General features: G+C 41.4%; 13 protein-coding genes. 6 read left to right on the forward strand and 7 right to left on the reverse strand.

From position 1 onward, the window contains the following. Positions 1-69 precede the first annotated feature (69 nt). Together ACFQZE_RS04175 and ACFQZE_RS04180 are read right to left on the reverse strand one after the other, a co-directional pair. A complete protein-coding gene (locus ACFQZE_RS04175) occupies positions 70-1,086 on the reverse strand; it encodes a hypothetical protein (protein ID WP_379353967.1) in 1,017 nt (338 codons plus the stop codon). 237 nt (positions 1,087-1,323) lie between these two features. Next, complete coding sequence (locus ACFQZE_RS04180; RefSeq protein ID WP_379353969.1) at positions 1,324-3,033, reverse strand: hypothetical protein; 1,710 nt, start codon at positions 3,031-3,033, stop codon at positions 1,324-1,326. Positions 3,034-3,230: 197 nt separating this feature from the next. Here ACFQZE_RS04180 and ACFQZE_RS04185 point away from each other — a divergent pair, with 197 nt between their 5' ends. Then, positions 3,231-4,712 (forward strand): NAD(P)/FAD-dependent oxidoreductase, encoded by a 1,482-nt coding sequence (locus ACFQZE_RS04185; protein ID WP_379353971.1) that lies wholly within the window; start codon positions 3,231-3,233, stop codon positions 4,710-4,712. Between the two features lie 24 nt (positions 4,713-4,736). Continuing rightward, complete coding sequence (locus ACFQZE_RS04190) at positions 4,737-5,339, forward strand: TetR/AcrR family transcriptional regulator (protein ID WP_379353973.1); 603 nt, start codon at positions 4,737-4,739, stop codon at positions 5,337-5,339. Positions 5,340-5,363: 24 nt separating this feature from the next. On the opposite strand, the gene ACFQZE_RS04195 is transcribed toward ACFQZE_RS04190, so the two are convergent. Further along, entirely contained in the window at positions 5,364-6,077 is a 714-nt protein-coding gene (locus tag ACFQZE_RS04195) for a MerR family transcriptional regulator (RefSeq protein WP_379355501.1), read from the reverse strand. 167 nt (positions 6,078-6,244) lie between these two features. Between ACFQZE_RS04195 and ACFQZE_RS04200 the strand changes: the two genes are divergently transcribed. The 4 genes from ACFQZE_RS04200 (at position 6,245) to ACFQZE_RS04215 (ending at position 8,400) form a co-directional block, all read left to right on the forward strand. Next, positions 6,245-6,739, forward strand: coding sequence for a DUF6022 family protein (locus ACFQZE_RS04200; protein ID WP_379353975.1), 495 nt, complete (start codon positions 6,245-6,247; stop codon positions 6,737-6,739). A gap of 115 nt (positions 6,740-6,854) precedes the next feature. Further along, positions 6,855-7,484, forward strand: a complete 630-nt coding sequence (locus tag ACFQZE_RS04205; protein WP_379353977.1) for a LysE family translocator — start codon at positions 6,855-6,857, stop codon at positions 7,482-7,484. A gap of 92 nt (positions 7,485-7,576) precedes the next feature. Further along, positions 7,577-7,867: a hypothetical protein gene (locus tag ACFQZE_RS04210; protein WP_379353979.1), complete on the forward strand. Its 291-nt coding sequence runs from the start codon at positions 7,577-7,579 to the stop codon at positions 7,865-7,867. A gap of 2 nt (positions 7,868-7,869) precedes the next feature. After that, on the forward strand, positions 7,870-8,400 hold the full coding sequence (locus ACFQZE_RS04215) for a hypothetical protein (protein WP_379353981.1): 531 nt from the start codon (positions 7,870-7,872) through the stop codon (positions 8,398-8,400). A gap of 853 nt (positions 8,401-9,253) precedes the next feature. Here the strand turns inward: ACFQZE_RS04215 and ACFQZE_RS04220 are convergent. The 4 genes from ACFQZE_RS04220 to ACFQZE_RS04235 all read right to left on the reverse strand — a co-directional run bounded on the left by ACFQZE_RS04220 (position 9,254) and on the right by ACFQZE_RS04235 (position 14,495). After that, complete coding sequence (locus tag ACFQZE_RS04220; protein ID WP_379353983.1) at positions 9,254-10,978, reverse strand: hypothetical protein; 1,725 nt, start codon at positions 10,976-10,978, stop codon at positions 9,254-9,256. A 374-nt stretch (positions 10,979-11,352) separates the two neighbouring features. After that, positions 11,353-11,790: a hypothetical protein gene (locus ACFQZE_RS04225; RefSeq protein ID WP_379353985.1), complete on the reverse strand. Its 438-nt coding sequence runs from the start codon at positions 11,788-11,790 to the stop codon at positions 11,353-11,355. 664 nt (positions 11,791-12,454) lie between these two features. After that, complete coding sequence (locus ACFQZE_RS04230; RefSeq protein WP_379353987.1) at positions 12,455-13,222, reverse strand: nucleotidyltransferase domain-containing protein; 768 nt, start codon at positions 13,220-13,222, stop codon at positions 12,455-12,457. Positions 13,223-13,721: 499 nt separating this feature from the next. Further along, positions 13,722-14,495: a glycosyltransferase family 8 protein gene (locus ACFQZE_RS04235; protein WP_379353989.1), complete on the reverse strand. Its 774-nt coding sequence runs from the start codon at positions 14,493-14,495 to the stop codon at positions 13,722-13,724. Positions 14,496-14,509: the final 14 nt, after the last annotated feature.

The raw sequence follows: 14,509 nt of genomic DNA on the forward strand, positions 1-14,509 counted from the left end.
TTATAAAGGAGCCGAACGGCTTTTTTGCATTTAATTAGCGTGATTAATCATTAACTTGATTAGTTATTGTTAGCTGGCTTCGATTTGAATCTGGCGCAAAGAAGCAATCGCCGCCCAGAAATCCGCTTCTAAGTTCCAAAGCGAATAAATGGCTGCACAGCTTTCCGCTTGATCGAATTGACCCTTGCGTGGTGCTGTATAAAATAAATCTCGAATGCCGCTCCAACCCGCTTTTACCGCCCGTATTTGCTCCAATAGCTCGGCTTGCTCTCGATCGCTTATATAATCGAAAAGTCTAAGACTTTCCACTAGCCGTTCGTTGGCGTGATGGCGGTTGATAATAATATGAATGCCAATCAGACTGTACGTAGTGTAATATTGCAGCTCGCTTTTGCCGATGGTAATGTTCCATTCCGGAAAAATGACAAGGGCGCGCAGTTCCTTCGCCAGCCGTGCGGCGTTTCTTTGTACATCATCCATTTCAAGTCGGTAGGGAGGGATTGTCGAATGAAAAATATATTCGTAGCCGTGCGGCTGCTTTTTTTCGGAATCGATCATGGAGTTGGAAGAGAAAAATGCTTTTTCAAACCTTGCTAGCGGTACCGTATGTTCTTCATAACCGTTCAAATCATCCTCCAGCACGCGGAACTCGTCGGTTTCCTCATTGTAGCCGGTAAATAAAGAATAGTGATTCCAATGATAACTTTTGTACGCGACGCTCCCAGGAATCCAGTAATACAAATCCACATTCAAGCTGAAACGTTTTCCTTCGCGCAGCATGGACACGATCTCTTCCTTGCAATGGTCCGGATCTTTGAAATAAAAGGGTTTGAGCTCTTTAATAATGGAGCATAAGGGAAAATTTTCAACGACCGTTCCTTTTCTCTCGTCAAAAAAATCGGTTTGCATCGTATGGTAGAAATACTGGAATTCGTCGCCGCCAAACCAGTGATGGTAGTAATAGTTATTGAGGTACGCACCGTACTTGTAGCTAGGTTCCAAAGAAGTTGCGATCGAGTAGGCCTGATTGAGCGCACAATTCATCCAAAATTCGTTGAAAGGCTTGATTTGATGCGAAATCCACATGTTAATCCCTCTATTCTTTGAGATAGATGATTTCTATGGAAGCGCTTGCATTTCTTCGATGCTGAAAACCTTTAAGCTGTAGTACGACGCTTTAGCTTCCATTTATCATGCATTTTACCTAAAGAAGGCTATGCTCAAAAAGGGACTTAAGTCCTTTTTTCAAAAAGAAAGAAAAGAGGAGGAGAGATACAAAGAAGACATCCCGGCTAATGGAGCCTGAATGTCTTCTTTGAGCAACTAACGTTTGAACAAACCAGCAGTCAATACCTCCGAAGTCATCCATTTCCGCAAGGCTAGAAATAGAATAAGCGCCGGCAAGCTGACAATAGCTCCTACCTGCATGACGAATGAATCAGAGATAAATGCTTCAGGGGAACTCGACATACGGCTTAATTGATATAAAATACCTGCCGGAGTCATCGTTTCGGGATTGGGCGAGTAAATAACGGAAGGCAAAAAGGCATTCCACAGTAGAATAAACTGCAATGCGCCTAGCGCAAGAAGCGGTTTCCATATGCCCGGAATAAACAAAGTGAAAAAGGTAGCTGTCTCGCTCCTATTTTCGCGTTCTGCTTGCTCCTTCAAATGACCGTACTTGCTGTTAAAGATGCTTTTCAGCGCAAAAACCGAAACGATATTTATTAAACCCATAAGCGGGTAAGGGAAATATGTGCCGATCATTTCCAAAGAGATAACTAATAAAAAATCAACAATGGCAACAGAACTCATCGTCATAACAAATAGAAGAAATAGCCGATAAATCGTCCTTCCCGGAAGCAACTTAACGGTCAACGGGTAGGCGAGAGTAACAGTGATGACCAAATGGAAGACGGCGGCAAAGATAAACAAAATGATAAAGCCAATAAGTTTGGAAAAAGGTAACACTTCACTTAACGGCATGCTGTTGTCGGAGGAAGCAAAGAAAGGTGCGATAAAAGAATAATAAAGCAACCATAGAACAAGTCCCGTACTAATGAATCCCACTAGGTAACCGATCCCTTTGGAGCCGCGGTTGATATTGCCTGTTTCGGAAAACGTACGGCTAAACAAGCTTTTGATAAAAGAACCTCTCACAATAAAGTAGGCGGCAACAACAAGAACGAATTGTATAAGGAACTGAATGGTCGAAGCGGCAGAAGCTAGACTGTATCGCATATTTGAAAACCCGATCCTGAAAATAAAGGTATCTATCGTTTCAATATGCATGGCATTAATCGGATTTAAAAACAGATAAGCCAGTTCGCGATCGGTCGAAGCTACAATGGAGAGCTGTACGAGCGTTAAAGCGGAAATAGCGCGAATAGCTGGCAGTACATTCATTTTCCAAAAACTTTCTTCGTTAATGAGGTTTCCAGACTTGTCATCCGCGTGCTTGGCCGCAATTGCTGCTAGTGCAACCACAATAGGAATGCCGCATGTTTTCACAACTTCGGTCATGAGCATAAGGAGCCGACCCGAATTTGCTGCCACTCCGATTGTTGTTTCAGGGCCAAAAAGCGACAATGCCAAATAGCCGAATAGGACAGTTGGAATGACATAAGGGATAAGCAGTCCTGTTGTCACTATACTTCTGACGACACCCGACCTAATCCCGCTAAGCGCCAACGCGACGACTAACGCCAGCACTCCACTTAAAACCAAATAAGAGAGCTTATATGTAATTGTATTGACTAACGCGTCTTGAAATCCTTCGTTTTCAAACAGAGCCTTATAGTTGTCGAGGCCAACCCATTCACTTTGAAACCAACCATGAAAAATATTGTAGTCCGTAAACGACATAAAAATGCCTTGCAGGAATGGAATAATTTTTAATCCAAAAATAAGGAATAATGCGGGCAAAACAATTAAATAATGCATTTTATACTGCCAAATACGTTCCATAACGGACTTTTTCCCAGCCTCAGTACCGGTTTCAAACGATTGTGCAACAAATGGTGACTTATCCATGAATGAATTTCCTCCCTAAATAATTGAAAATATCCATATAAATACTACCATCAACATTAGGGCTTGAATACTCATTTTTAAAAATTCACGGTGGAAGCAAATTCAGGAAATAAATGGTTGACAGCGCGGGGCGGGTTCTTCTATATTATAAATGACCGACTTGGTCAGTCATTTAATTCAAAAAGGAGTGCATTCATTTGAACAATCAATTCTTAAACAAAAACGGAACAAGAGCGTTGATCATGGGAGGGAGTATGGCCGGACTGCTGGCTGCAAAAGTTCTTTCCAATCATTACGAGGAAGTTATCATCGTAGAAAAAGATGAGCTGCCGAGCGGTCCCGTCAATCGTCCCGGTACTCCGCAAGCTTATCATCCCCACAGAGTGCTGCTTCGTGGTAAAATGATCTTCGAACGTCTATTTCCCGGATATACCGATGAATTGCTGGCGGAAGGAGCCTATTTGCGTGAAGGTAAAGCCATCCGGCTCATTTACCGCTATGGCAGCATTGAAATTCCCGATGAGAGAGATTTTGGCTGCAGCCGGGCCATGTTTGAATGGGTCATTCGCAATCGGGTTCGCCATCTCTCAAATGTAAAGATCATTTCCGGCAGTGAAGTAAGCAAGCTGGAGAGCGTCATCGGAGAAAACGGCCAACATCAAATTACAGGAGTTCAGCTGAAAGAGCGCGGATCTCACGAAAACAGACAGGCGCAAACGATTCAAGCGGACCTAGTTGTAGACGCAACCGGACGTTACTCTAAGCTAGACAAATGGCTCTCCCAACTTGGGTATGAGGTTCCGGAGCCAGAACGTCTCAAAGTATCGCTTGGCTATAGCACCTGCCATTTTAATGTGCCCGATCATTTGAAAGACAAATGGAGTACCATTCTTGTAGAGGGACACCCCGCAAAAGGTATTGGAACGGGTGTATTCAGCCCCATTGAAAACAATTTGGCGGAAGTATTAATTTTTCGAGCTGGCGGTCAATCGTATCCATCTGTACAAAGCAAAGATTATATTGGGGAAGCGGAGACGCTGCTGGACCCTGTCATTGCCGAGCTGCTAAAGCAAATGGAACCCGTAGCTTCGCCTAGAGGATTCCGGGTTGCGGAATGCGTAAGGCAGCGGTTTGATCAAATGCCCAATTGGCCGTCTGGATTGCTTGTTATGGGGGATGCTCTATGCAATTTCGATCCCGTTTACGGGCAAGGCATGACGGTAGCCGCGATCGAAGCGGAAATGCTGGAGCTATGCTTGCAAGATCGGCTGAACGGCACGCCAGTCCATTTCGAGCGAGATGTTCTTAAAAAAATGCAAGCGGCGATAGAACCGGCATGGTGGCTTAGCGCCTCATCCGATTTGCAGTGGCCAGGTGTTGAGTATTCAGGCGGCTACTCCATGGAAGGTTTCAAGTTTGCTCATCGCTTTTTCGAGGAATATTTGACTCAAGCTATTGGAAAACAAAACGTCGAAATGTTTGAAACCTATATGATTATGACTTCGCTTCTTCTTGCACCAAAAGAGATTTTAAATGCAGAAACAATCCTTTCTATCCTGAAAGAAGCAACTACGGAAGAGGGGCTGCACTTATTGGCGGAGTATACCGGCGAGGCGGGCCGTGAGCAGCTAGAGAAGTTTCTGGAACGGCATATTCCGTCCTTCGCCCAAACTTATTAACTTTTAAACAAAAGGGTGAGCTTGTTGGCCAGATATAAGGAAGAGCAGTTGCATGCCATACGAGACGAACGTAGAGAACAAATTATGAGAGCCGGGTTTAAAGTTTTTGCAAGAAGAGGCATCGTCGGTACAAAAATGAGCATGGTGGCGCAAGAAGCCGGCGTGAGCAAAGGACTGCTTTATTTGTACTTTTCGTCGAAAGAAGCCTTGTTTATCGATCTAATCCGAGAAGCGATGGAAGGCGCAATGACCGCCATGACGGAGCTTGAGCAAATGCCGGGATCGGCAACCGATAAAATACGCGCTTTCACGGACGCCACTTACAACGAGAGCGATAGAAATTACTTTAGACTTGTCCATCATGCATATACAGCCGATGAAGTACCCGAAGAAGCAAAAAGCATGTTGACCGGCCAATATTCTTTATCTGCGTTTGTTGATCGACTGCAGCCGCTGTTCGCCGAAGGGCAGAGGACTGGCGAGCTCGTAGAAGGAGATACGAGGAAATTGGTTGCCGCTTATTTAACAGCGATAAACGGATTGATGTTAATTGATTTGGATGAGGGTAGCCAGTATCTGCTTCCCGATACCGATACTTTGATGCGAATGGTGACCAAACGCTCATAGTATTTAATTTTCGCTTCAGCAATGTTAATCCAGCGCTTCGGATTTGCGGTTAGTCCATTGGATTAATGAGTAAAAACATACGATCGCACGCATTTGCAGCTCAACCATTCTATCCAAATATATACGAATGCTTTCGGCTATGTGTGCAAGCGACTGCAAATCCGTATGTTCAGCTTCAGCAATCCGTTGCTTAAGCTTAACGGTTTCCTCTGAATATACGGAGCATTGCAGCGTTTGGATCAAGCTGATTTTGAGCAGCTGAGATTGGCTGTATCGCCGAAAGCGACTTTCCGCATCTCGCTCCGCCGTTATATAACCTTCTTGCTCCCAGTAACGGATCGCCGACTTGGAAACGTTAGCCCATTCCGAAGCTTCCTTGATCGTAAACCGTTTTTTATCGGTTGCAGCCTTATTATCCAATTCATATCGGTGGATCATCTGGATTAATTGATCCAGGCTTTCTTTTTCTCGATATAAACGAACTTCATTCCCCCGAATTGCCCACAACGCTTCGTGAAGCTGCCCTTGGCGGAAAGAACGAAGAGCACCCACCGTCAATTCCATTCCAAAAGCAGGAGCCATAGCTTGAATACAGGCTAGAAAAGCTTCATGCCGATCCGAATACATTCGATAGCCGCTTGGGGACCGTTCTGCAGGAGGAAGCAGCCCTTTATCTTCGTAATTGCGCAAAGTGCTTGCGCTTAGCCCGTACTTTTCCGCCAGCTTTTTGGGACTCATCTTCTGCAAGTCGTATTCCCCCTAATCATTCTTCTGCTCATAAGTTAAAGCTCTTTGTCAGCTTTTCTACAAATCTGCTTCGTTTTCCTCCTTAAATATCGTTAAACCTTCCAATTTGCTTTAATGTTTTATAATTGGGTTGAGGTTCCAAAAAGGAGGAAAAAAAGATGACGATAAAAAACTCCCCGGTTTTCCGCAACGACATGACGATTGAAGAACTGAGCCAAGAGGCCAACCGGTATCTTGAGACTGAGTGGAAGTCACTGTACGAGGTTATGTACGATGAGCTTGCGGCTGCTTTTGCGGAAATCGAAGATGCGGCATACGGACTTTATTTGGATCGGATTATGCCGCCAATATTTGATCAGTTAGAAGAAGCTGGCTTCAACACGATGGAAGAGTTGAAAGAACATGATTTTGTCATCGGCAAACGATTGATTTTCCGCAATTCCTTAGAGAAATGGGGGACGGAGGACAATCGATCAAGAATGTTCTGGAATGTAGTCCGCAATCTGGAGGGACAGCCTATCGGTACGTTGCTTACGGAAATTCCTCATTCCCATCTTGGGTTTGACATTCCTTCAGCGCCAGTTGTTTATTCGGTGAAGGTCAGTGAAAAAGGTCTTATTGTCGAGGAAATGCGACGAATAAAGGGCGAGTAAACAAAGTCGCCGAGGCTGCTCTTCTATGAAAAATTAATTATAGAATCAATCCTCCCCAAGTCCATCCAAAACATGTATAATAAGTTTAATTTGCGTATTGGAAAGGTGGGGAAGTATGATCAGCTCGGGAACTTTGCTAGCATTTGCACTTGTATCATTAGGAATGGTTTGTACGCCTGGACCAAACATGGTTTATTTAATTTCCCGCTCGATCACGCAAGGACGCGCAGCAGGAGTCATTTCTCTGCTCGGAGTCGTTTTAGGATTTGTCGTCTATATTTGCGCAACGATGCTTGGCCTCTCCATGCTGTTTGAGAATGTCCCCTATATTTATGAAGCTATTAAATGGGCAGGAGCGATCTACTTGCTTTGGCTCGCTTGGAAAGCCATTAAACCAGGGGGCGGTTCTATCTGGACAGCTCAAGGACTCACCGTTGAATCACCGAGAAAGCTGTTTCTTATGGGGTTTATGACCAATTTGTTAAATCCAAAAGCAGCCGTACTATATGTGTCGCTATTGCCGCAGTTTATTAACACTTCAAATGGTTCTGTTCTACAGCAAAGCGCCATATTGGGCGTGACTCAAATTAGCGTCAGCTTTATGGTGAACCTGCTGATCATACTTGCTGCGAGCAAAGTTGCAGCATGGTTCGGCACGCGGCCTACATGGCTTAAGATTCAACGCTGGATTATGGCAAGTGTGCTGGGTGGACTGGCCATTCGTATGGCTTTTGATAAAAGATAAAATTAATAAGGCCCGGTTGTTCTGTGCGAATTAATCCGCCGGTTGCCGGGCTATCTTTTTACAAAAAACAGTTGAGCGGAATGGGGTGCGACATGAATGAAGAGATCATCATAACAATAACAAGTAATTGGGAGAAGCTTTCTGAAGAGGAAATGAACATGGTGACCACTGTCCTGGAAATGAAGTTTAAAAGGCGCATTCATCATTTAATTATTGAGCTGCCGACATTCAATCAAGATGAGGTAATTGTCATTTCTAATGTATTAAAAGGATTATTGCTTACTAAAGAGTATGTCCCTGACATCGAAAAAGCTTATGAACAATTAAATGGCACTGATTTACCAAACAAAATCTCTTTTGGCCAAGTACGAGATGATGATTAAATATGGGAGAAGTACGAGCCAATGTACATTCGACACGGGAAGCGGTGACCCAGTGGATCAGGAGTAATGCTCATTCTATCACCACAATTGATTTTCACGCACCTTTTACTGATTTGGAGCCTTTGACGAATATGATTAGCAATACTGTTATCGGGATCGGGGAGTCAACTCGTGGTGCCCGCAGCGCTCGCCAGATATACCTCATTAAGAACCGACTTTTAAGATTCTTGGTCGAGCGTCTTGGCTTCCGTTCGCTCTTTCTGGGGACGGACTGGACTTTAGGGTTGCAACTTAATGAGTACTTGCGCACTGGCGACGGCGACCCACGAGCCTTACTAACTGGTCAGACATCATTATTCATTTTCAGGAGATTACACCTGCGTTTAAATTATCTAGATGAACACACTAGCCGTTCTGTTTCTTTCAGGAAACAGGGCGGTATTTTTGTTTCATGGCTTTCAATTGAACGGTATCACATTATGTTTTTATATTCACTGCTGAACAATGATGGGAGGGTGCTGAACCTGACCTGATCTGCAAAATGATGAAGTGGAATGTTAGTTGTCATGTGAGATTAATCGTAATTATGATAGATAGTTAAATTGGAGCAACAGCCTAAGTAATGAATAGCTGAATTAAGAAATGCAAAACTAAAGTATACAAAATAATAATTATGTAAACATTAAAGGAAACTGTAAATTTTAAGATGCCTAATCTAGATAGCCAAAGTTTTAGCAACTATAACGATCGAATTTATAATCTTTGAAGAAAACTTTATGGGTTGGTGGGGAACAATCTTTAAAAGAACAGCAAAAACAATTTAAAGGAGAAGAGTTTAATAAACGAAATCCAATGTCTAGAACACTTATGATGAACAACGGAAAATGTAAGGATTTGGGCAAAGTATTGAATTTAGATCCCGTTCCGGACAATTCCGCTTTTACTTTTACACAAAACTCGTATTTTGTACATATGTATACAAACAAGCTTTAACCCTTTATGTGATTCCGTTCTTGTATCCATTGCCAATAAAATGTTCTATACACCTTCTTCTTTTTCAACAGATTTAGATCGAGGCAATAACTCATCTAAATTCATTCTCATGAGTATATGTTCTTTTTCCTGGGAAGTCACAAGAACTTGTATCCTTAAAACAAAAAAACCGCGTTATTCGCGGTTTTTAATGGCTATATGTTCTTGTCCTCTTATATAATGTATAACATCGTTGAACTCCTAAACCTGATGTAGTTGTTACTATCTTCTTAGAGCCACATACAAATCTTATATCTCAAGTTTAAAACAAATTTCTTTTTCGGCAAACTTGCAAAACAAAAGCAGCCCGCCCTCTATTGAGATTGGACTGCTTATTTCATACTCCTATAAATATTAGAAAATATCACTAATAAAGTTATTTCTCAAACTTCGCCCAACAGTCATGCTATATCCTAACTCACGCCATGCAGTGGCCCAATTCCCTATAGTAATCCTCACCCCTTTCTTCCACATAGCACTATAAATATTTGAGAAAGGGAAGCTCACGTTATCATGGGAAGTAACAGGATGCGTAAAACTATAATCGGTTGTGCTATCGTAGGCAGAATCGTATGCATCCCATAAAGCACCTGTCACGTTTCCTTGTACATTTAGTGCCTGACTCAGGCTAGCCTGAACCCCATTGTTATAAACGAGGATAGTGGGTTCCAAGTTTTTGCTGCTGCCATTCTCGTAATAATAAATTGGACTATTCTTTGAAGCCAAGGCTACAAAGTCAGCCCATCCCTCCACAAATGCACATATATTATTGGTTATTTGGTTAACGTAATGCGGATTAGGACAACCAGTACCAGGCATAGAATTATTTCTCAACTGATACATAGCCATATGGGCTATTTCATGAGCAATGGTAGAGGTCCCCACCGCATTTTTGTTTAAGTAGATATTGGCGGAACGGGTAGGAGTCGCATGTATGAATCTTGAGCCCTCTAGATTATCAATGCTGTAATTAATGATTATCACAGTAGGGGGTTTTCCTGCATCTTCCATTAATTGTCTCGTTTGTATGGCATCTTGTAAAATGGAAAAGGCATTAGCGACATGGGTTCCTGAAGGAACTTTGACTGTTCCGATATTTCCACCGGATGGCGTAGCAGGAATAGGTACTGAAAACCTATAGTTTGCTCTAGAGTCACTTTCATTAACCTTTGCCACACTTATATAACCCAAATAACCAGGAAGATAGTTCGAATAACTGTAAGCTTCGATTTTATACATAGCGACGGGTTCAGCAGGAGGTGTAACTGTGATTGACCAATAGCCGGCTTGTGACGAAGTACCGCCGCTTGTAGCGAAATCACCTTCATAATATAGAAAAGGCTGCCAATCCGTTTCAGGAGCATTAGGTCTAAGATAGCTGAGGACTATACCTGTATTCTTAAGACCAGAGTTAGGAGCACCGGGCATATCCATAGTAAATCTTCCGGAGAAAGTGATCTTGCCAGTCGCGCTACTTGTCTTTACTTCTTTAGATTTGAGCTTGCCTGCCACAGATATATCCTCTACGTCGACGGGGGGAGCCTGAAGCGATGTGGCCGCGGGTTTAACCCAGCCCTCCTTTACGTCTGCCTCTGCTAAAGTGAACAGAAGCGATTTCGTATTGGCCGCCACATCGCCATTCTGTTCAAGGGAGGAGGCTTTAATTTTAAAGTCATATTGCCCGTCTTTCAACGAGGGCAAGGTGATGATTTGTTGTTCTTTTTTAGCTGCTTGCAGCTTCTTGGTGAACAAAACCTCGCTTGCCGTATCCAACATTGCCGTTCCGTCGTCCGAAAGCCTGCTTAGATGGTAGGATAATTTCACAGCTTCTTTCCGTTCAGCCAAGGAGATGACATCTACCCTAATCTGCACGCTCGTCTGTTGATTCTTATTCTGGCTTCCGATCAAGATGGCATCCACCTTGAAATTTTCCTTTATTGGTTCATTTGACAAACCACTGAAAGAATCAATAGAACCGATCGAATTGGCTGCATTCGAATGGATTGGGAAAGTCCCGTTTACTAACAAGCTGGCCACTAACGTAATGACCAGCAACATGACTTTACCTGGTTTTTTCATGATTACAATTCCCTCCACAGTTTTATGAATTAATAACTCGTTGTCTACATCCAGCGTGTCTTGTCAAATGAGCCAATACGGAACCGTATCTCATCGTCAGACATTTCCGAAAAGTGTACCTTGACCAATAAGCAGACGCTTAATCGTTGAAAGGAGATAGACAATTAATAACCTCAAAAAGTTCCATACGTATCTTTTTGAGGTTACTATTATCGTTGTTGTAGCTCCTTTTCGAATAAAAGACATCTGTTAAACTGCTGGAGTACGTTGATCCGTCCCTTTGAATGAAGATTAGCAGACAAAATAAATTCGCTGTTGAGGAGTGATTTATGTACTTTTCTGTAAAGTTGAAACCGCGTAGCTCAGCATTGATCTTAGTAGTTATATGTCCAAGCGTTTAAATTACTAAATGTAGTGCCCGGAGGACCGTCAACAGTGACCTTGTATACTCCTGATTGGAGATTCATTTGTCTCTGATCATATCGCGCATCACTCACACCAAAGGGTTGGCTCTGACCATTTGCAAGAACAGCGACGTGTTTCCCTTGTACACTATACCAATTACCATTGGGATCTTGCTTCCAAACGACTACATTAATATCTGAAGTATAACCACTCCAGCCAGGAACTGCATACGATGACGGGACTGTAACATTACCAGAAACCGCCATTATCGCACTATTTAGCGATAAATATCCCAAATACACTTCTGATGTGCTTCTGCCGGACGCAGAAGTCGTCGCGCTGAACGAGAACAGGAGCATCATCGTAGCCATCAGCACCAAACCTAGTTTTTTCATCGATTTTTTCATTAAATATCACCATTCCTTTAATTGAATTTTGATTGTTAGCAATATCCATGGAGTCATAAATTTTTCAATATGTCCAAAACATCTGATCTAAACTCGCTGTTCCTTCTGGAGGTAAAATCGTCCTCTCATACAGCAATTGTTCAGCATTCTGGCAAGTCTGGGACCCTTCCCCCTTTCATTAGATATCAACCTGTTCAGCCCAATTAAAAAGGTTGCAAATTGAGCATAGCGTAAACAATGGCAGAAGATAAGTACCATAAAACATAGTACCTAGTTAGCGGTATGGATATCTATCAAGTTGATTCCTCTCCTCCATCATAGGGTATCGGTATATGTTCGTTTCCTTTCGGCTAAGGATACAAGTTCTTGTCCTTTCATAGGGACAAGAACTTGTATCCTTAAAACAAAAAAACCACGTTAAACGCGGTTTCTAATGGATATATGTTCTTGTCATCTTGCATTTATATAAGTTAGTAAAAACATAACTATGTCCCTATCCTCTAATTTCTGTTTAACACATTCTGTATCGGACAAAAAAAAGAAATGCTACGAGCACATCTTTTTTAGTATCCTTTTATTTTTATCAGTTCATGAATACAATAGATATTATATTCCCTGCATTAACTTCTTCCAACCAAGGCAGAGCCGCTGCGTGAAAACGGTGTTAGTCGAAGGAAGTTCTGGAAGCAGCCATTGTATTTAAGGCGTTCTCAAAATAGCTATATACTTCATCTGCAATTCCCAGAAACTCTTCAACATGTACATTACTATCCAAGTAACAAGCATACAGATAATCAACTAAAGCGGGGTCAATCTCGCAATAGTTTAATATTGCATTTTTCATCATAATAATGTCATCTTGCCATACACCTGTATCTTCTAAAACCAAAGAGTATAATGCACGAATTAATCTCTTGGAATAACCTTTAATATATCTAGTTTTCATTGTGTTATCACTAGCATTAGAAAGTAAACTATGTATACGATCTACTTCCTCCTTGGTCTCTGTATTTAAGTCTAAAATAAACTCTGGAGAAATAATTAGCGGTGGTACTTTTTCACCAATGTCATGACCATATATGCAAACACAAATTATCTTAATCCAAAAACCCCACTCATTCGGTTTACTTAATACATCGTCAATCGAGCAAACTATCGTATCAATCTTAGTTAATACTGGATATTCTTTCAAAAGCCTGTCTTTAATATTTGACAATCTTTCGTAATCAACATCTTTGGGATTAACACATACAATAGTAAAGTCTGCATCTGACTTAAAAGGTTTAGCAGTTCCTTTTGGAATCGAGCCACACATATAAATGCTATGAATTTTACCTTTAAATTCGGTAAGTATATTATCGATATACTTATCAACAAAATCCTTATATTCACTTTGTATTACAATTCTATTTATAACTTTTTCTAATATCATACAGACTCCTCCTATTGGTCATTTAACATAATCATATTATAACAAATGTTATTTTTAATGGAAGTTTTTGATTTGTTTTGCGCTGACTAATTTCTATAGTTACCTTACACAATCGATAATTCATATATGTTTTTTTCCTCGACAACATCCATATCTTCTACCAAAAAGTTTATGACTATGACATTAATTCACACGATTCTTTTGATTAATACAAATAAAACGGACACCAATGAAAGTGTCCGTTTTTAGATATATATTTATTCGTTGAATTGCTCAAAAACATCTTTTATCCTAACTTCATTGTTGATTGCGATGCATTATTCTAGTCTAATACCATATCAGCCAGTTCAGATTTATATACAAATCAATTCTCTATACCCGCCCTAAATTCCTTTCCTCTCCCCTCATCCGGCTAAACACGAGCGTGTTTTCCAATAACCTCTAAAGGGGTGCCCTTATACAACTAGCTGCTCTGCCGTACCGAATCATTGAGTATTTATCAAACTAATTGCTTAACCTCCAGGTTCAGATAATATTGATACACTTCATTATACTCGGTGACCGAATTCCATGGCTTCTCTGGGCCAGCAAAATGGAGGAGTGAAGGATGTTGGATCGGCATACCGTGTTTCCAAAAAGCGAGTTGATAATTCCAAGCACGATCTAATTCAAGATATTTATTATTCAGTACCAAATTAAGTGCGTCTTGATCCATATATCTCAATGAAAGCTGCGAATCTAACAAAATTTCTCGAAGTTGAGAAGAAACATTATTTTTACGCCATTCCTTTAAGTTTATAACTAAAAAACCTGCGTTGAAGTATTTCGTTTCCTCGGGCACTCTTCCTTTTCTTTTTGCCCACGCATTGTTGAAATCCTCAACGGCTGCTAGGTGGTATTCGGAGAGATCGATATTCCATACTTTTCTCAAATCATCTAATACGATAATATCACAGTCCATATATATGACTTTATCGCGGTCTGGAAGGAGTTCCGGTAAAGCAATTCTATAAAATGTCTCACGGCTGATGTGTGACAGATCCGTATTTAATTTAAACCCGTTAAATTCATTGTTGTTTATTTTAATGAATGTAACGGTTGCTCCAAAAACATTAGCGAGTTCATTTATATCAGATCTCGCTGAGACCGGAATGTCTGTCTCTAAAACAACAACCGTTACGTCATTTGGCTGGCTTAGGTTGACGAACAAAGATTTCAGCATGGTATGCAAATAAACGATGTACTCACTGTTTGCGGCTATAGCAATAATCACAATTAAGCTCCTTC

It is taken from the genome of Paenibacillus sp. GCM10027627, assembly GCF_042675505.1.
Lineage (GTDB): Bacteria > Bacillota > Bacilli > Paenibacillales > Paenibacillaceae > Pristimantibacillus.

Bases quoted from the DNA above. Each gene is read 5' to 3' on its own strand.
- ACFQZE_RS04220 (WP_379353983.1), bottom strand. From the start codon at position 10,978: ATGAAAAAACCAGGTAAAGTCATGTTGCTGGTCATTACGTTAGTGGCC.
- ACFQZE_RS04195 (WP_379355501.1), bottom strand. From the start codon at position 6,077: ATGAGTCCCAAAAAGCTGGCGGAAAAGTACGGGCTAAGCGCAAGCACT.
- ACFQZE_RS04205 (WP_379353977.1), top strand. From the start codon at position 6,855: ATGATCAGCTCGGGAACTTTGCTAGCATTTGCACTTGTATCATTAGGA.
- ACFQZE_RS04200 (WP_379353975.1), top strand. From the start codon at position 6,245: ATGACGATAAAAAACTCCCCGGTTTTCCGCAACGACATGACGATTGAA.
- ACFQZE_RS04180 (WP_379353969.1), bottom strand. From the start codon at position 3,033: ATGGATAAGTCACCATTTGTTGCACAATCGTTTGAAACCGGTACTGAG.
- ACFQZE_RS04175 (WP_379353967.1), bottom strand. From the start codon at position 1,086: ATGTGGATTTCGCATCAAATCAAGCCTTTCAACGAATTTTGGATGAAT.
- ACFQZE_RS04230 (WP_379353987.1), bottom strand. From the start codon at position 13,222: ATGATATTAGAAAAAGTTATAAATAGAATTGTAATACAAAGTGAATAT.
- ACFQZE_RS04210 (WP_379353979.1), top strand. From the start codon at position 7,577: ATGAATGAAGAGATCATCATAACAATAACAAGTAATTGGGAGAAGCTT.
- ACFQZE_RS04225 (WP_379353985.1), bottom strand. From the start codon at position 11,790: ATGAAAAAATCGATGAAAAAACTAGGTTTGGTGCTGATGGCTACGATG.
- ACFQZE_RS04215 (WP_379353981.1), top strand. From the start codon at position 7,870: ATGGGAGAAGTACGAGCCAATGTACATTCGACACGGGAAGCGGTGACC.